The 18,620-nt window shown below is 48.7% G+C and carries 14 protein-coding genes; 6 read left to right on the forward strand and 8 right to left on the reverse strand.

Annotated features, from left to right (window positions below; translation table 11 throughout):
- Positions 1–142: 142 nt before the first annotated feature.
- From pepA to CWE15_RS09305, 3 genes are read left to right on the forward strand one after another with little or no spacing between them, the layout of a single operon-like run.
- A complete protein-coding gene (gene pepA / locus CWE15_RS09295; protein ID WP_126757817.1) occupies positions 143–1,645 on the forward strand; it encodes a leucyl aminopeptidase in 1,503 nt (500 codons plus the stop codon).
- Between the two features lie 3 nt (positions 1,646–1,648).
- On the forward strand, positions 1,649–2,107 hold the full coding sequence (locus tag CWE15_RS09300) for a DNA polymerase III subunit chi (protein ID WP_126757818.1): 459 nt from the start codon (positions 1,649–1,651) through the stop codon (positions 2,105–2,107).
- The gene (locus tag CWE15_RS09305) at positions 2,100–4,958 is read left to right on the forward strand and encodes a valine--tRNA ligase (RefSeq protein ID WP_126757819.1); all 2,859 of its coding nucleotides are present in this window, start codon (positions 2,100–2,102) and stop codon (positions 4,956–4,958) included. The genes CWE15_RS09300 and CWE15_RS09305 overlap by 8 nt, the downstream gene beginning before the upstream one ends.
- Before the next feature lie 20 nt (positions 4,959–4,978).
- Here CWE15_RS09305 and rraB read toward each other — a convergent pair whose 3' ends face one another.
- The 6 genes from rraB to CWE15_RS09335 form a co-directional block, all read right to left on the reverse strand.
- Positions 4,979–5,362, reverse strand: coding sequence for a ribonuclease E inhibitor RraB (rraB, locus tag CWE15_RS09310; RefSeq protein WP_126757820.1), 384 nt, complete (start codon positions 5,360–5,362; stop codon positions 4,979–4,981).
- The gene (locus CWE15_RS09315) at positions 5,359–6,093 is read right to left on the reverse strand and encodes a 1-acylglycerol-3-phosphate O-acyltransferase (protein WP_126757821.1); all 735 of its coding nucleotides are present in this window, start codon (positions 6,091–6,093) and stop codon (positions 5,359–5,361) included. Before CWE15_RS09315 ends, rraB begins: the two co-directional genes overlap by 4 nt.
- Before the next feature lie 161 nt (positions 6,094–6,254).
- Positions 6,255–8,525, reverse strand: a complete 2,271-nt coding sequence (gene parC, locus CWE15_RS09320) for a DNA topoisomerase IV subunit A (protein ID WP_126757822.1) — start codon at positions 8,523–8,525, stop codon at positions 6,255–6,257.
- A gap of 37 nt (positions 8,526–8,562) precedes the next feature.
- The gene (parE, locus tag CWE15_RS09325; protein WP_126757823.1) at positions 8,563–10,449 is read right to left on the reverse strand and encodes a DNA topoisomerase IV subunit B; all 1,887 of its coding nucleotides are present in this window, start codon (positions 10,447–10,449) and stop codon (positions 8,563–8,565) included.
- A 96-nt stretch (positions 10,450–10,545) separates the two neighbouring features.
- Positions 10,546–11,007: a DUF1249 domain-containing protein gene (locus CWE15_RS09330; RefSeq protein WP_157980742.1), complete on the reverse strand. Its 462-nt coding sequence runs from the start codon at positions 11,005–11,007 to the stop codon at positions 10,546–10,548.
- Positions 11,004–11,669 (reverse strand): NUDIX domain-containing protein, encoded by a 666-nt coding sequence (locus CWE15_RS09335; RefSeq protein ID WP_126757825.1) that lies wholly within the window; start codon positions 11,667–11,669, stop codon positions 11,004–11,006. Before CWE15_RS09335 ends, CWE15_RS09330 begins: the two co-directional genes overlap by 4 nt.
- Positions 11,670–11,853: 184 nt before the next feature.
- Here CWE15_RS09335 and tolC point away from each other — a divergent pair, with 184 nt between their 5' ends.
- The 3 genes from tolC (at position 11,854) to CWE15_RS09350 (ending at position 14,946) form a co-directional block, all read left to right on the forward strand.
- Positions 11,854–13,206 carry an outer membrane channel protein TolC gene (tolC, locus tag CWE15_RS09340; protein ID WP_126757826.1) on the forward strand — a complete coding sequence of 451 codons (1,353 nt, stop codon included), beginning with the start codon at positions 11,854–11,856 and terminating at the stop codon, positions 13,204–13,206.
- 127 nt (positions 13,207–13,333) lie between these two features.
- Complete coding sequence (lpxL, locus tag CWE15_RS09345) at positions 13,334–14,302, forward strand: LpxL/LpxP family Kdo(2)-lipid IV(A) lauroyl/palmitoleoyl acyltransferase (protein ID WP_126757827.1); 969 nt, start codon at positions 13,334–13,336, stop codon at positions 14,300–14,302.
- Entirely contained in the window at positions 14,299–14,946 is a 648-nt protein-coding gene (locus CWE15_RS09350) for a TcpQ domain-containing protein (protein ID WP_126757828.1), read from the forward strand. Before lpxL ends, CWE15_RS09350 begins: the two co-directional genes overlap by 4 nt.
- Here the strand turns inward: CWE15_RS09350 and glnE are convergent.
- Complete coding sequence (glnE, locus tag CWE15_RS09355; protein ID WP_157980743.1) at positions 14,920–17,805, reverse strand: bifunctional [glutamate--ammonia ligase]-adenylyl-L-tyrosine phosphorylase/[glutamate--ammonia-ligase] adenylyltransferase; 2,886 nt, start codon at positions 17,803–17,805, stop codon at positions 14,920–14,922. The genes CWE15_RS09350 and glnE overlap by 27 nt on opposite strands.
- Complete coding sequence (locus CWE15_RS09360) at positions 17,774–18,424, reverse strand: CYTH domain-containing protein (RefSeq protein WP_126757830.1); 651 nt, start codon at positions 18,422–18,424, stop codon at positions 17,774–17,776. The genes glnE and CWE15_RS09360 overlap by 32 nt, the downstream gene beginning before the upstream one ends.
- Between the last annotated feature and the right edge of the window lie 196 nt (positions 18,425–18,620).

The following is an 18,620-nucleotide window of genomic DNA, read 5'->3' on the forward strand; positions in this document are numbered from 1 at the left end:
CGTCCGGGACAACAGAAACCTCAGCGTTTCTCACCTCTTTGGTATATGATAAGAGCTATAAACACGCCGACCCGAACGGGTCTAATAATGCCATGAATAGCCTTGCGTGAATATAGGCATTAAACCAGAAAGTGGAGTATGTATGGAATTCAGCGTAAAAAGTGGAAGCCCTGAAAAGCAACGTTCAGCCTGTATTGTTGTAGGTGTTTTCGAACCACGCCGCCTCTCACCTGTTGCCGAGCAACTGGATAAAATTAGCGACGGGTATTTAAGTAATATTCTTCGCCGCGGCGACTTAGAAGGCAAAGCCGACCAAACGCTGTTACTGCATAATGTGCCAAATATTTTAGGTGAGCGAGTACTGCTTGTCGGTTGTGGTAAAGAGCGTGAACTAGATGAACGTCAATACCGCAAAATCATAGCGCGCACCATTACCACCCTGAACAACACAGGAGCTATGGAGGCCGTTTGCTTCTTAAGTGAACTGCATGTGAAAGGACGAGACACCTACTGGAAAGTGCGCTCAGCTATTGAAGCTGCGCAAGAGCAGCTCTACACCTTCGACTCCTTGAAGTCGCATAAGGAAGAGCACCGACGTCCATTGCGCAAGCTCACCTTCAACGTGCCAACACGCCGAGAGCTTGCTTCAGGTGAAAAGGCAGTAGCGCACGGTGTAGCTGTAGCCCACGGCATGAACGTTTGTCGTGACGTGGCCAATATGCCACCCAACATTTGCACACCTACTTACTTAGCTGAGCAAGCCGAAGCCCTTGCTGAACAATACGAGCAACTAACCGTAGAGCGTATTGACGAAGCGCAAATGGAAGAGCTTGGTATGAACGCTTACCTAGCGGTCAGCCGCGGCTCTCATAACCCAGCCGTTATGAGCATTATGAAATACCAAGGCACAGACGAAGACACAGCACCCATTGTACTCGTTGGTAAGGGGCTCACCTTCGACGCTGGTGGTATTTCTATTAAGCCTTCAGAAAGCATGGACGAAATGAAATATGACATGGGCGGTGCTGCCGGTGTACTTGGCGCTATGCATGCTTTAGCGCAATTGCAGCTACCCATTAATGTCATTGGTGTTCTGGCCGGTTGTGAAAACATGCCCGACGGTAACGCCTACCGCCCTGGCGACATTATTCGTTCTATGTCGGGGCAAACCATCGAAGTACTTAATACCGACGCCGAAGGCCGTTTGGTTTTGTGCGACGCCCTGACCTACGTAGAGCGCTATAACCCAGAAGTGGTGATTGATGTAGCCACACTTACGGGCGCTTGTGTTGTTGCTTTAGGTAGCCATGCAACAGGCTTAATGAGTAACCACAATCCGCTGGCACACGAACTCTTAAACGCCTCGGAACAAAGCGGCGACCGTGCTTGGCGCTTACCTTTATGGGATGAATACCAACCCATGCTCGACAGCCCGTTTGCTGACATGCAAAACATTGGTGGCCGTTCTGCGGGAACCATTACCGCTGGGTGTTTCTTATCGCGCTTTGCGAAAAAGTACCAGTGGGCGCATTTAGATATCGCAGGTACTGCATGGCGCGGTGGCGAGAAAAAAGGTTCAACTGGGCGCCCAGTGCCAATGCTCACGCAGTTCTTGCTTGGCCGTGCCAACGAACAAGTGAGCTAAACCATGGCGGTTGCACGGTTTTACACGCTTGACGAAGTAACCGATAAAGGAGCAGACAGCTTTGTCTGCTCCCTCGTTTATGAGCTTACGCAACAGCGTCAACGCGTTCTACTGCTGTGCGCAAACCAAGAGCAGGCAGAGCAATACGACGAGCTATTGTGGGCCATGCCAACCGACGCCTTTATCCCGCATAACTTAGTGGGAGAAGGCCCAGAAAAAGGCACGCCTGTGCTGATTGCTTGGCTGCCCCTTACTGCGCCACTTGGCCACTACCCTACAGTGGTCAACCTAACCCAGGCAGCTATACCTGCCGAGGTGAAATTTAGAACTCTTATTGAGCTCGTTCCCGTTGCAGCAGAACAGCGCCAACGTGCTCGCGAACATTACAAGCTTTACCGTCAACAAGGTCTGCAAATGCAAAACCTTGTGGCCCGAATAAATGTTGAAGGACATCATGGATAAAACCTATACCCCCGACGCTATTGAACAACGCATTTATGACTCCTGGGAGAAAGCGGGTTACTTCAAACCCAGCGGCCAGGGCGACTCTTATTGCATCATGATTCCGCCGCCCAATGTGACTGGCAGTTTGCATATGGGCCATGCGTTCCAGCACACGCTCATGGACACGCTTACCCGTTATAAGCGCATGGACGGCTACAATACGCTTTGGCAAGTAGGTACGGACCACGCTGGAATTGCAACGCAAATGGTGGTCGAGCGTAAGCTTGCCGCCGAAAACGGCCCTACCCGCCACGAACTTGGCCGGGAAGGCTTTATTGACAAAGTTTGGGACTGGAAAAACGAGTCAGGCGGTACCATTACGCAACAAATGCGCCGTCTTGGCGACTCCGTTGACTGGGATAGAGAACGCTTCACCATGGACGAAGGTCTGTCGAAGGCTGTCCAAGAAGTGTTTGTACGTTTACATGAAGAAGGGCTTATTTATCGTGGTAAGCGCCTAGTAAACTGGGACCCGAAGTTAAAAACCGCTATTTCCGACTTAGAAGTGGAGAACAAAGAAAGCAAAGGGAAAATCTGGAACCTTCGCTACCCACTGGCAGACGGCGCCACCACACGCGATGGTAAGAACTACCTGATTGTGGCTACCACCCGTCCAGAAACCATGTTGGGCGACGCCTGCGTAGCGGTGCACCCAAAAGACGAACGCTACCTGGACTTACACGGAGCCTACATCGACTTACCTCTTGTCAACCGTCGTATTCCTATTGTTGCAGACGACTATGTAGATCAAGAGTTCGGTTCAGGCTGTGTAAAAATCACGCCAGCTCATGACTTTAACGACTACGAAGTCGGCAAAAAGCACAGTATGCCTATGGTTAACATCCTCACAGATGAAGCTTTTATTCTAAGCTCCCCTGAAGTGTTTGACAGCCAAGGCAATGCCATCGCAAACGATGGTTATAGCATTCCTGAACGTTTCCAAGGACTTGAACGCTTTGCTGCACGGAAAGCCATTGTTGAAGCCTTTGACGCTGCTGGGTTACTTGAAAGCGTGGAAGAGCATGATAATAAGGTCCCCTATGGTGACCGTTCTGGCGTGGTTATTGAACCCTTCTTAACAGACCAATGGTATGTACGAGTTGCCCCGTTAGCCGAAACGGCCACCAAAGCTGTAGAAAACGGCGACATTGAGTTTGTTCCGAAACAGTACGAAAACATGTACTACAGCTGGATGCGCGACATTCAAGACTGGTGTATTTCACGTCAACTTTGGTGGGGGCATAGAATCCCTGCTTGGTACGACAGTGAAGGGAATGTTTACGTAGGACGTAGCGAAGCAGAAGTACGTGAGCAGCACGGCCTTGCAGCAGACCTTGTGTTAGAGCAAGACAATGACGTACTTGATACCTGGTTCTCTTCCGCTCTTTGGACCTTCTCAACCTTGGGTTGGCCAGACAACACAGAAGACTTAAAGACCTTCCACCCAACGGATGTCTTGGTCACTGGTTTTGACATTATTTTCTTCTGGGTTGCGCGCATGATTATGATGACCATGCACTTCCTAAAAGATGAGAATGGAAAGCCGCAAGTACCTTTTAAAACTGTGTATGTAACGGGCCTTATTCGTGACGACCAAGGCGACAAAATGTCCAAGTCAAAGGGCAACGTTATCGACCCCCTCGACATGATCGATGGCATTACCTTGGACGAGCTTGTAAGTAAGCGCACCGAAAACATGATGCAAGACAAGCTTGCTCAGCGCATTGCTAACCGTACTAAGAAAGAGTTCCCCGAAGGCATTTCAGCCCATGGTACCGACGCTCTTCGCTTTACCTTAGCGGCTCTTGCCTCTACCGGACGCGACATTAACTGGGATATGAAGCGCTTAGAAGGGTACCGGAACTTCTGTAACAAGCTTTGGAATGCTAGCCGTTTTGTATTGATGAATACAGAAGCGCAAGGCGCAGAGTTAGGACAAGGCGACATGGAGCTTTCCCTGGCCGACCAGTGGATTATTGAACGGTTAAACGAAACCGTCACCCAGCTTCGTCATGCGCTCGACACCTATCGGTTTGACCAAGCAGCAAATATTGCCTACGACTTTACCTGGCACCAGTTCTGTGACTGGTACTTGGAGCTAACCAAACCTGTCTTCAACTCAGGTACTGAAGCGCAGCTTCGTGGCACCCGCCATACACTGCTATCGGTGCTCGAGCAGCTGTTACGCTTACTGCACCCCATTATGCCTTACCTAACCGAAGAAATTTGGCAACGTATTGCACCATTAGCGGGCGTTGAAGTGAGTGAAAATTGCAGCATTATGTTGCAACCTTACCCACAGGCTCAGCCCTCTCAGTACGCACAAGCTTCCGCAGACATGGAATGGATTAAAAAGGTGATTGTTGCTGTGCGGACGTTACGCGCAGAAATGAATTTAAGCCCAAGCCAGAGTTTGGAAGTCCTTATTAGTGGCGCAGACGACACGGTCAGCCGCCGTATTTCGGAAAATGAAAGCTTTCTGAAAGCCCTTGCTAAAATTAGCAGTATCGGGTTTATTGCAAGTGCCGATGAAGCGCCAGCAAGTGCCACTGCACTTGTGGGGCGTGTTGAGTTCCATATTCCTATGGCCGGCCTTATCGACAAAGAAGCTGAACTAGCGCGCCTCGATAAAAGCATTGAGAAGGTGCAGTCTGACTTAGCGAAGGTGAACAATAAGCTTGCCAATGAAAACTTTGTCAGCCGTGCGCCTGCACACGTTATAGAGCAAGAGAAAATGCGGTTAGCGGAAGGTGAAGCTACCTTAGCGCAGCTGCTACAGCAGAAAGAGAAGATTGCGGCTATCGACTAGCCGCAATATTTTAGTTCAGACTAGTGAGGAAGAGGTGCTTCTTCCTCACTTTCTTCATCGCCGAAGTAAGTACCCCAGCCATCGTATTCAACGCCCGCAGCTTCCGCTATATCAAAAACTTGCTGAGTCTGCGCTGTAAGTATTTCTTCATCAATCGGCGAGCGAGTAACCGCTGCAAAATAAAAGCACAGTTGCCCGTCTTCAGCTTCAAACTCTTCTGCATCTTCAACGTGATAGCCTGCTTTTACCAGCTCTACAGCCGCCTTTTCAAGCTTATCGAAGTTTGTGCTTACTATATGGTGCTCAATTTCAAACTCAGACTCAGCATCAACCCCATCATCAAGCAAGGCGGAAATTGTGTCTTGGTTCATTTGTAGTAATTCATCTAAATTATTGCTACTCATTTCTTTGCTTCCCAATTTTCTTCCACGTCTTTATCAAGCCGCTCAATCGTGGCGGACATGGCCTCGTGGGTTGTCGCCATCAAAGCACGAATATCTTCTTTATTCATTCCAGTCGTTTCAATAGGCTCAAGCATTTCTATAATCACTTTGCCATTGTTCCAACGGTTTAACTTAATTTGCCCATGGGTGGTCGACATACATACAGGGACAAGCGGCACACCCGCACCAACCGCTGAATGAAAAGCTCCAGTTTTGAACTTTAGCAAACCCCGACCATAACTACGGGTGCCTTCTGGAAACAGCCAAATAGACAACTTGTTTTTAGTAATCGCTTCAATTGTGCGGCCTATCGTGCCGTGGGCTTTACTTCGGTTGTTTCTGTCTATCAATATATTTCCAGCCAGCCAGTAAAGTTGGCCGAAGAAAGGTATCCACTTTAAGCTTTTTTTCCCCACACTCACAGTTCCGGCAGGCAAGGCACCACTCATGGTAAACATATCCCAAGAGTTTTGGTGGTTTGCCACGTACACAAAGGGTCCCTTATCGCGGACCGTGTCAGGCACTCGAATGTCCATTTCCACACCAATTACTTTATGCATATGGCCAAAAAGGTTTGCAAAAATGTGTGTATTGTCCCGGTGAAACGGCCTAAGTAAGCAAAAAAGGCAGCCCAAAACGCCCACAAGCACTACAAACAGGCCAAGCAAAAACAAACGTATGACAGCTAACATATCAACCTATTCATTCCAACAAAAAAGGAATTATACTCGCACTGAAGCAAAAATGCTCCTGCCATTCGCAAACTAAAACACGTGGTGGCCAGAGGCGGCCTCAGTTCAGGAAGGAAAAAGGCAGGCCTTCAGATATACGACCTGCCTTACGTGTGTTGCGCCTACTCTGCAGTTGGCTCTTTTTCTACGACACTGGCTTCAACCACAAGATCGTCAACACGCTGTAAGCCACGAGGCAGCTTGTTACCACGACGACCTCGCTCGCCTCGGTAATGCTCCAAGTCACTCGGCTTCAGGGACAGCTTGCGTTTACCAGCAATAACACACAAGGTGGCGTCTTGTGGCAGCACAGCTACAGCGACTACGTATTCTTCACGTAGTTTTGCACGCGTACTGGGTATACTAATGAGCTTATTCCCCTTACCTCGAGCAAGTTGTGGCAGCTCACTCACGGAGAAGACCAGCAGGCGCCCTTCGTTAGAAACAACAGCTAGGTTGTCGTTTTCAACATCAGTAATTGGCTGCGGCTTCATCACTTTTGCCGAAGGAGGCAAAGTCAGCATGGCCTTCCCTGTTTTGGTACGACTTAGCATGTCACTAAAACGCGTTACAAACCCATAGCCTGCGTCAGAAGCAACCAGCCATTGGCTATCGTCTTTGCCCATCACCGCATGCTCTACATTCTCACCCGCTACAATCGAAAAGCGCCCTGTTAGAGGCTCACCTTGCGAGCGGGCTGAAGGCAGGGTATGTGCTTCGGCACTATAGGTCCGACCCGCACTATCAAAGAAGGCCACCAAGTTGTTGCTTCTCCCCGTCACCTGGGTGAGGAAGCTGTCGCCCGAGCGGTAGGACAAATTGCCTCCCTCTACGTCGTGGCCTTTAGCACAGCGTACCCAGCCTTTTTTCGACAACACAACCGTAACTGGTTCAGAAGGAGTCAAGTCGCGCTCTGACAATGCACGGGCTTCTGTACGCTCAACTAATGGCGAACGGCGATCGTCTCCATATGCTTCCGCATCAGCTAACAGCTCTTTGCGTACCAAAGTGCGTAAACGACGTTCCGAGCTAAGCAATAACGTTAAGCGATCGCGCTCTTTACTTAACTCATCTTCTTCTGCACGAAGCTTGGTTTCTTCTAACTTAGCTAAGTGACGTAACTTCAGCTCTAAAATGGCTTCTGCCTGGGTATCACTAATGCCAAAGCGCTCCATTAATACAGGCTTTGGCTTGTCTTCTTGACGAATTATTTCAATAACTTCGTCGATATTTAAAAAGGCAACGAGTAACCCTTGCAGAATATGCAGTCTTCTTTCTACTCGGTCTAGCCTGTGCTGCAAGCGACGGGTCACTGTTTGTATACGGAACGTATTCCACTCCTTGAGTACCGTCACTAACGGCTTCACTTGCGGACGCCCGTCTAACCCGAGCATATTCATATTTACTCGGTAATTTTTCTCTAAGTCTGTGGTCGCAAACAAATGGGCCATCAGCTGGTCTAGGTCCACACGGTTTGACCGCGGCACTATAACCAGACGTGTCGGGTTCTCATGGTCTGACTCATCCCGCAAGTCCGCCACCATAGGGAGCTTTTTAGCCTGCATTTGCGCCGCAATTTGCTCAAGTATGCGAGCCCCCGAAGCCTGGTGAGGTAAAGCGTTTACAACAATCTCGCCTTCTTCTACCACATAGCGAGCGCGCATTTTAATCGATCCACGGCCCGTGTCGTATATCTTACGTATATCGGCTTTTGGCGTAATAATTTCCGCATCTGTCGGGAAATCAGGGCCTTGCACATGTTCCATCACTTGGTCTAGCTCTGAACTTGGCTTCTCTAATAATAAAGCACACGCATTGGCCACTTCTCGCACATTATGCGGCGGTATGTCCGTTGCCATACCAACGGCAATGCCCGTCACGCCATTTAGCAGAATATGCGGCAAACGAGCAGGCAGTATTTGTGGCTCATCCATGGTGCCATCAAAGTTTGGAATCCAGTCCACTGTGCCTTGCCCTAGCTCGCTTAATAAAACTTCACTAAAGCGCGACAGCCTAGCTTCTGTATATCGCATGGCAGCAAACGACTTAGGGTCGTCTGGTGCCCCCCAGTTTCCTTGCCCGTCTACTAATGGGTAGCGGTAAGAGAAAGGCTGGGCCATCAACACCATTGCCTCATAACAGGCAGAGTCACCGTGAGGGTGGTATTTACCCAAAACATCACCCACGGTACGGGCTGACTTCTTATGCTTCGAGGTCGCTGATAGATTCAACTCCGACATGGCATAAATAATACGGCGTTGAACCGGCTTTAAACCGTCGCCAATATTTGGCAGCGCCCTGTCCATGATGACGTACATGGAATAATTTAAGTAGGCGTCTTCGGTAAATTTGTGTAGCGGTAGGTATTCATACCCTTCTAAAGATGCGCTCATGTACCTTTCCGTTTAAGTAAATTCTTATTGTCGTGTATTAAGCTAAGTCGACCAGGTTGCCCTTACTCTCCAGCCACTCTTTACGGTCTGAAGAACGCTTTTTGGCTAACAACATGTCCATCAAAGCATCTGTTTGCTCTAAGTCTTCCACAGTTAAGCAAACCAACCGGCGCGTGTTCGGGTCCATGGTGGTTTCACGCAATTGCAGCGGGTTCATTTCACCCAAACCTTTAAAGCGCTGCACACTGATTTTGCCCCGCCGCTTTTCTTTTTCAATGCGGTCTAAAATACTGTCTTTTTCACTTTCGTCGAGTGCATAAAACACCTCTTTACCCACATCGATGCGGTATAAAGGTGGCATAGCAACAAACACATGCCCTGCTTCCACCAGTGGCCTAAAGTGCTTCACAAGTAAAGCACATAAAAGCGTCGCAATATGCAGCCCGTCCGAGTCCGCATCCGCTAAAATACACACTTTGCCATAACGCAGACTCGACAAGTCCGTTGCCCCTGGGTCCACACCAAGCGCCACTGTAATATCATGAATTTCTTGCGAAGCTAAAATTTGGTCCGAGTCCACTTCCCAGGTGTTCAGTATTTTCCCACGCAGCGGCATAATGGCTTGGAACTCTCTATCGCGCGCTTGTTTTGCCGACCCGCCGGCTGAGTCTCCTTCCACTAGAAAAAGCTCTCCACGAGAAGGGTCTTGGCTTGAACAGTCTGCTAATTTCCCCGGTAATGCTGGGCCTTGGGTTACACGTTTACGCACCACCCGCTTGGCTGCTCGTAGCCGTTTCTGCGCAGAAGCAATACACAGCTCAGCTATTTGTTCAGCCTGATCTGTATGCACATTCAGCCATAAACTGAAGGCGTCTTTTACCGCGTTCGACACAAAGCCTGCCGACTGGCGTGACGACAAGCGCTCTTTGGTTTGCCCTGAAAACTGAGGGTCAGCCATTTTCACAGAAAGAATGAAAGCGCACCGTTCCCAAATATCTTCAGGCGTTAAACGTACGCCCCTTGGTAATAAGTTCCGAAATTCACAAAATTCGCGCAGCGCTTCTAAGAGCCCCTGACGCAAACCATTCACATGGGTTCCACCCTGTGCTGTCGGAATCAGGTTTACATAACTCTCCGACACACCTTCGCCACCTTCAGGTAACCAAGTGACCGCCCAGTCAGCTCCTTCACTGTCCGTATGCAGTTGCCCGGTAAAAGGCTCATCTGGAAGCTGCTGCCAGCCCTGTAAAGCTTCTTTTAAATAGTCACGTAAACCACCTGTGTATAACCAGGTGTCTTCGGTGTCGTTTACTTTGTCTTTAAAGACAATCGTTAGACCTGGGCATAACACCGCTTTTGCGCGAAGCTGATACCGCAGCCTTGAAACAGAAAACTTCGCGGAGTCAAAGTACTTAGCATCTGGCCAGAAGTGAACACGCGTTCCTGTGTTACGCTGCCCCACCGTGCCTGTTACTTGTAAATCCGACACTTTCTCGCCGTTTTCAAAAGCAATTTCATGCATTTTGCCGCCCCGACGAACCGATATTTCGACTCGGGACGACAAGGCATTCACCACGGATATACCCACCCCATGGAGACCGCCTGAGAACTGGTAATTTTTATTTGAAAACTTTCCTCCGGCATGCAGCTTCGTCATAATAAGCTCTACACCAGGAATACCTTCTTCAGGGTGAATATCAACAGGCATACCACGCCCGTTGTCAATCACCTCTAGGGACTGATCCGCGTGCAGAACTACTTCAATGGTATTGGCATGCCCTGCCAACGCTTCGTCGACGCTATTGTCTATCGCTTCTTGGCCAAGGTGATTTGGCCGTGTTGTGTCCGTATACATGCCAGGTCGGCGCTGTACTGGCTCTAAGCCACTAAGAACTTCAATGGAGTCCGCTGTATATTCTGCCATCTTACCTACTGGTTTCCGTTGTTAACTAAATGCTCGCCACAATTGGCTAACGTTTTCTATCCTGTGCTTTGACGTTAAAAAAAACAAGGGTTGATATTATAATTGCGGCAATTCATTTCCATGTTGCCAAGACAACACCTGCCGCCCTTGCTGAATACATAAAGCGACCCACTCAGCAAGCAAACGCCCCAACTGCTTTTTCTCGTCGGGCACGCTGCCACGCTCCGCCGGTCGCTTCGGCTCTATAGCAGTCAACCGCTTTGCACCTTGGTAGCTGGTAATCTCCGCCATACGCACATCATGGTAAAGGCGTACCACAAAGTCTAGCCTATGGTAGCGACTATGCGTGTCGCACGAATGGGACACTTGTTTCACTACAACATCGGTCGTATAAGGAGCGCGTAGCCCATAGGTTAATTCGAAGTCGAGAGTGTCGCCCACTTGAATTCGCCAGGAGTCCGCCTCAGTTGTAAGCAACAACCTGTTCACGCCAGCATAATTTCGTTCCGCTAAGCTATGCAGCTCTTTTAGATTGGTTACATACTTGCGCTTTATCACTCTTGGTTCCACTTTTGTAGTAACTGCTCTCGGTGTAGTGCTAACCATTGCAGGGCAATAACAGTAGCGGCATTGTCTAGGTAACCTTTGTCTAGCAGCTCAAGAGCCTGGGTCCGCTGTATTTCAAACACGCGAATATCTTCATGCTCGCTTGCAAGCCCACCGTAAGCGCTTGCAGACGTCGCATCCACTTGTGCCACATAAATAGTGATGCGCTCCGTTAAGCCACCTGGCGACGACATATAACTTAATGCAAACTCTAAGCGCTCAGCCGTTAAACCGGCTTCCTCTTGCATTTCACGTGCTGCTACTTCTTCACCGCTTTCGTCACCGTCGACCATGCCTGCCACCAACTCCAGCAGCCAAGGCGAAGCTTCCGGTTGGCTTGGGTGACGCTTGGCCGCCCCTAAAGCATCAACGGCACCCACCCGAAACTGTTCAAGCATAACAATGCTGTCTCGAACGGGGTCATAGGGTAACACAACCACCGCATGGCCGCGGTCGACAACTTCCCGAGAGATCCAGTCAGACCAACCACCGCGAAATAATTTATGCTTGAGCTTTGCCTGATGAACTGTAAAGAAACCACGGTAGGAAAGAGCCGTCTCTTTCACTTCTACTGCCTGCTGACCATACGTACTTTGATACTTTGCACTGCTCATACTGTACCTGTCAGTTAACTTGAGAACCTGGCATAGTACCGATTATCAGGGGCAAATAACAAATGGCTTGCTATAATTTTTGGGTTATTTGCCTTTTTCTGTACTAATAGTTTGTCTCTTTCACCATTACAATGGACAATAATGATTAGTACATGTGTTTAACATCCAAAGGAAATTGTAACTCATGAAAATGAAATTCCTGTCAGCTGTGCTGGCTCTAGGTATAACTGGACTCTCTGCTCCTGCAAGCGCAACTAACTTAGCTGACATTTACATGCTAGCTTTGGAAAACGACCCACAACTTCTTCGCTCAGCTGCAGAACGCAATGCGGCAAAGACGGGTGTGGATATTTCCCGCGCAGACTGGTGGCCCCAGATCAACTTTGCACTTGGTTACTCTGACACGCGTCAAGACAACGCCACACTCAATAACGCGGGCAGTTACGATATCACCACAGGCTCAAGCCGCACCTTTAACAAAGAACTAAGTCTGAGCCAAACGGTTTTCAGTTTACCTACATGGCAAGCGACAGATATTGCCGAAAAGCAAGCATACCAGTCGGAAGTAGCTTACTTACTGGCCCGCCAACAGCTTATGTTGCGTGTAACAAAAACCTACTTTGGCGTATTAAGTGCAGCCGACAGTTTAGAATTCGCCAAGGCTGAAAAACGCGCCATCGAGCGCCAGCTTGAACAAACTCGCCAGCGCTTCTCTGTTGGCTTAACAGCCATCACTGATGTGCATGAAGCACAAGCGCAATACGACAACGCAGTAGCTCGTGAAATTCAAGCCAACAATGCGGTTGAAATTGCCTTAGAAGGGCTGCGTGAAATAACTGGGCGTCATATTGAGCGCATCGATATTTTAAACACGGACACGTTCTCGCCAAGCCGCCCTGATCCAGAAGGTGTGCAAAGCTGGATTCAAAAAGCACACGAACGCAACTTAAGTTTGCTCATCAACCGCAGTGCCGTTGAAGTGGCCGACCAACGCATCGACTTAGCCCGTGCTGGTCACTACCCAACCGTTCGCTTAACTGCAAGCTATTCAGACCGCGACCAAAATACCAGTGGCCGCCCATCCCTTAATGGTTTGAACTCACGTTCCATTGGCTTGCAAGCCAACATTCCACTATTTTCAGGCGGTAAAACCATCGCGAGTACACAGCAAGCTCGCGACAACTATGTCGTGGCTAGCCAAACACTGGAAGAAAGCCGCCGAGCAGTAGAGCGTACCGTTCGTACAGCTTACTTTGACGTTGTGTCTAATATCTCCACTATTAATGCGTTGGAGCAGGCGGTGCTTTCTGCTGAAAGCGCATTAAACGCAACGCAAGCAGGCTTTGAAGTCGGCACTCGAACCATTGTGGACGTACTAAACAGCACCCGCAATCTGTTTAATGCACGCCGTAATTTGTCAGAAGCTCGCTATGCATACATTAATAGCACCCTTGCCTTATATCAGGCCTCAGGGGTTATTTCTGAAAGCGACCTACTTGCCATTAATCAAGGGTTAGAGCCAGCTCCTGCAGACTAAAGCAACCTTGTTTTAGGTATGCATAAAAGCCGGCTACCATAGCCGGCTTTATTCTTCTTTCCCCGTTTATTGGTACAATCCGTTACGCTCGACCCAGTTACTCTTATTAAACTTAGGTGTATTTAGTTTGACAACTCACAGCATTCAACCGCCACGCTTTGAAGGGCGCTTTTTATTACCTCGCTTCTGGCCCACCTGGCTTATGATAGGCGTCCTATACCTTATTTCCTGGCTGCCCTACCGACTGCAACTGATGATGGGCCGTGGCCTCGGTCTGCTATTCCTAAAGTTAATGAAAAAACGTGCCACCATTTGCATGCGCAATTTAGAGCTGGCCTACCCCGACATGCCCCAAGAAGAACGCACACGTATTACCCGCGAAGTGTTTAAAAATTCGGGCATCGCCCTCTTTGAAACAGGCATGGCCTGGTGGTGGCCCGACTGGCGGGTAAAGCGTAAATTTAAGGTGAAAGGGCAAGAGCTACTGCAAGAAACCATGGCTAAAGGTCAGGGCGTGTTTGCTATTCTATTTCACTTCTTGTCCCTCGAATTACATGCTCGCTGTGCTGGCTTAACTTACCCTGCTGTAGGACTCTACCGCCCACATAACAACCCGCTCATGGAGTACTTGCAAACGAAAGGACGCAGCCGTAGTAACAAATACTTGCTGCCCAAAAAAGATGTTCGCGGCATGCTTGACGCACTTGCTCAAGGGGAGCTTGCAGGATACTTACCGGACCAAGACTACGGTCCGCGTCGTGCTGTATTCGTGCCATTATTTGCAGTACCCGATGCGGCCACAACAACCGGCACCAGTATTTTTGCTAACCATCCCAATGCGGTCACTTTACTGTGCACTTTTCACCGCTTGCCAGGCGACAAAGGCTATGTTTTAGAGTTTAAAAAACCACTACAGCCAATCCCAAGCGGTGACGATACAGAAGATGCAAGGCGCATTAACAGAGAACTTGAAAAAGAAGTTAATGCTTATAAAGAGTCGTATATGTGGATGCACCGCCGTTTTAAAACGCGGCCAACGCCGGATATGCCCAGCTATTATGAAAAGCGTTTAAAAAAGAATGGAGGCCAGTCATGAGCCAGCCAAGCCAAGGAAAGTTTGGGATTATACTGCTGCTATGTGTCGTGCTGGCTGTTGGTGCCGTTTACTTAGCCTATAAATTTTTTGCCGATATGAATATCTCAGGCGACAATCGTTTAACCAACTTGTCAAACCAAGGCCAAGCGACCGAATACGACAATTTGCAAGGCGAAATTTCACGTTTCTTTTATGGCATAAAGCGTTCTGAATGGTCTAGCAAAGGAGGTGGCAAAGCGGTGTTGACTGTTGAACTCGGTAGCCAAAGCCTTTTACAACGCCTCGACGAAATAGCCTTAAATACAGAACGACCATTACCGTTGAGCTGGTCAGCCCCTATACAAAGCCATTGGTTTATGGAGGAAAGCACCGTCAAACAAAACCTAGCTCGTATGGCACAAGAAAATGACCTGCAATTGCTTTGGTGGTTGGAAAAAGACTTTGTCGTACGCGCAGCTTTTCAAGTCAGAGCCGACCTACTAACCACAGCCGAGCGAATTGCTTTGTCCCTCGACAGCCACTTTATGTACGACCCACATGCGTATATATGTCCACAGTTACGTGTGCTGTTGATAACCAGCGACGACCAAGCAGCGAACACCCGTCGGTACTGTACGTTAGCTACTGAGTTTCTCACCCAGTAGTTGCAGCCATAGTTTTTGCACTAACTTCCGCTCCGGTGTAAAACTTTTAGGGCTGACAGAACCTTGTTCTGCGAGTGAAAGCCTATGAGCTTCTTCGCGGAATTTGGTGTATGCGGTAATTAAACCAGACACTTGTTCTTCAGCAAGTAATCCAGCTGCGGCGGCCTTGGTAAGTACTCGTATATTATCAGGAAAGTCTGTCAAACTCGGGTGGTGAAAGCTTTGGCTTAACACCAAATATTGAGTCATAAACTCAATATCGATCATGCCGCCCGCATCATTTTTTATATCAAAAGCACCCTGATGCTTTGCACTAAACTGCTCCCGCATTTTCTTGCGCATGGCGACTACTTCATGTTGTAACTTGCGAGTTTCCCGGCTTTTTCGCAGTACTGCATTTCGTGTGTCCTGAAAGCGTGTTGCCATTTGCTCAGTACCAAAAATAAGCCGAGCACGTACTAACGCTTGTAGCTCCCATATCCAAGCTTCTTCGTTCAAGTATTGTGCGTAGGTAGACTCACGTACCACCATTAAACCCGACTGCCCCGATGGTCGTAGCCGCATATCAACTTCATACAGAACCCCTTGCAAACTTCGGGTCGTGAATAAATGCAAAATGCGTTGGGCCAAGCGTAAATAAAACTGCTGCGCATCTATAGGCTTCACGCCATCTGTCATTCCGGACGTGCCATCTTCACTCAGGAACACCAAGTCTAGGTCGGAACCATAGCCGAGCTCGTAACCGCCTAACTTCCCATAGGCAATAACGGCGAAGCCCATGTCTGACTCATCTTTCCCCGCTGGTACGCCATGGCGCTCGGCAAGTTGACGCCAAGCCATTAATACCACCTGCTCGGTCATTGCTTCAGCTAAGTAGGTTAAATGGTCACTCACTCGGGTTAAAGGTACACCGTCACTTAAGTCCGCGGCAGCAACTCGCAGCTGAAACACTTGTTTTACTTGCCTTAGCGCATCCATTTGCACTTCAGGGTCGTCATAAGCCAGTCGGTTCAGCTGCTCCGCCACTTCTTGTTTATAGGTAGTAGGGTCCGGCAAATCGTACAATTGTTCGGGATCAATCAGCTCATCAAGGAGCAAGGGTAACCGCGCAATTAAACTAGCCACCCATGGACTAGCCGCACAGAGAAATACCAGCTGCTCGCGAGCTCCCTGGTTCCCTGCTAAAAGCTCTAAGTAAGTGGTGCGGGACACAACTTGTTCCAGCACAGTAAACACCCTTTGCAAAACTTCATCGGTTTGCTCACGGGTAACGAGAGCCTCAATCAGCTGGGGAACCAAAATGCCCAGTAGCTCCCTGCCTCTGGGACCAGACGAACGTCGCCTGGCCTGCTCACGAAAATCACGAATGCGCTGCCATATTTTTTCAGGCTCTTCAGCCCCCGCTTCTTCAAGTACACGAATCGCTATTTCTGGATCAATTAAGTCTTGCCATAACAACGCGAATTCACTGTCTTCTGCATTCATCATTTCAGCTTCGCCACCAATAACGTCTAGAAAGGCCTGGTGAGCTTTTCCTGTTACTTGAGCAAAGTCGTCTAACAATCCAGTCCAGCTTTGTGCCCCACAAATAGCCACTAACCTCGCTTGATCCTCCAAATTGCTAGGTAAGCTTTGGGTTTGTTCATCGTTTATTTGTTGAATGGCATGTTCCAGTTTTCGCAACCAGGCATAGCAATCCAATAATTCGCTGACAACCTGCTCTTCCAACACCTTAAACTGCTGAGCTACCTGTAACGCTTCAACCAAAGAGCGCGTTTGAAACTCAGGTTCACGGCCACCTCGAATAAGCTGAAATACTTGCGCAACAAACTCTATTTCTCGAATGCCGCCCACGCCTAATTTGACATTAAGCTGCTTGCCTAGTCGGCGTGCTTCTTGGTTAATCAGCAGTTTCATTTTACGTAAAGCATCAATGGCGCTGTAATCAAGATAACGCCGATACACGAAAGGTCGAATGAGCTGAGCGAAGCAAGCATGCTCTTCGCCCTTGCTGTCCGGATATGAGATAACGCGACTTTTTACCATGGCGTAGCGCTCCCAGTTACGCCCTTGCTCTTGATAATAGTCTTCTAATGCGGCCAAACTAGTGACTACGGCACCGGACTGACCAAACGGACGTAGCCTTAAGTCCACGCGGAAGGCTCTGCCGTCAACCGTTACCTGCTCTAATAAGCGCACGGTTTGCTGCGCTATTTTCGTAAAATACACTTGGTGGTCGAGTGGGCGCCGCCCGCCCTGGGTTTCTCCTTGCTGTTCAAAGCAAAAGATAAGGTCGATATCTGAAGAGAAATTAAGTTCAGCCCCTCCTAGCTTGCCCATGGCAATAACCCACAGCCGTTGTTCCTTACCTGAACTTGACAGAGCTTGCCCATGCCTTTCTGTTAGCTGTCGCTGAGACCACAAGCAAGCGGCGGTAATCAAGTAGTCTGCTATATGGGTATTTGCTTGTAGGCTATCGTGCAATGCCAACTCGCCGGTGAGGTCTAGGCTAGCTATACGGGCCATCTCCAAACGCCGAAGTCGACGAATTTGATGCATTGCTTGTGCTTCTGTTTCTGCAGCTAACACTTGCTTATGCACATGGGACTGGCTAAAGCCCTGAGGCTGCAGCAAATGCACTAGGGTGTCTTGTCCATAGGCTAATAGCACCCGGCCAATAAAAGGGCTGACCGCTAACAACCACATAATTGTCGCTTTTTGTTGGGGTGAAACAGCAAGTGAATGGCGATCAGTAATGTCCTGCCACCGTTGAGCCGCTTCCGCTTGTAGCTCAGTGTCTAACTGCTTTATATCCGTATGGTGAGGCTTAAGAGCCCTGACTGGGAAAGCGTTCTGCATACAACTCATATCCTCGTTGTGCTTTGCTTTTAAGCCCTGGCTCTAACTGAAAAAGCGCAGCCAGCTCAGCACCAAGTTCAAGTAAAGGCTCTGCTGAGCCTGCTTTTAATTCTAATTCAAGCTCTTGTACTGCTTCTTGTTTCCCTGCTGCTATTATCAGCCCCAAATCCAATGCAATTTCGGCGCTATAACCTTCACCATGGTACAACCAAGTACGGCGGGTAAAGGTCACCTCAAACTGTGGCTCCAAGGCATTATTTAATTCTTTTAAGCGCCAGTGCTCAGGCCAAATATGGGTAGGAAACAGGTGTAAATCAGGGCGTAAAGCCTTTGTTTCCACATTGTATTCAGGCCGTTCACTTACGGCTCCTTGCTGCTTACCTGCTAACTTTATAGTTTGCTCACCCCAGTCGCCGGCACGGCGAATGCGAAGACCCATTTTATGCTTATTCAATAATCGCTCTGGTGTATCAAAGTAGATGTTTTTTAACTCAACTTCTTCACCACTCGTAGCATTGGTGTCTAGCCAGCGAATAAGTTTTTCGATAGTATTGCTGCGATCTTGGCAGACCTGATACTTCAGCTCTACTTCTACTGATCGTTGTTCTAACTTAACCATAAAGTCACTTATACTTAGTTGGTGAACCCTTAGGGGTATTGTGGATTGCAGAGCCTATTCTGGTCAACTGCAATAATTTCAGATTGTTTCAATTAAAGGCACGACTTTACTTTATCGCTTTACGCTTTCCTTCTATTCTTCAGAAGAAAAGTGAGCTACTTGGTGGTTACTTCTGGTGTATGTAACCGGTGTTTGG

The organism is Aliidiomarina taiwanensis (assembly GCF_003987015.1).
Taxonomy (GTDB): Bacteria; Pseudomonadota; Gammaproteobacteria; order Enterobacterales; family Alteromonadaceae; genus Aliidiomarina; species Aliidiomarina taiwanensis.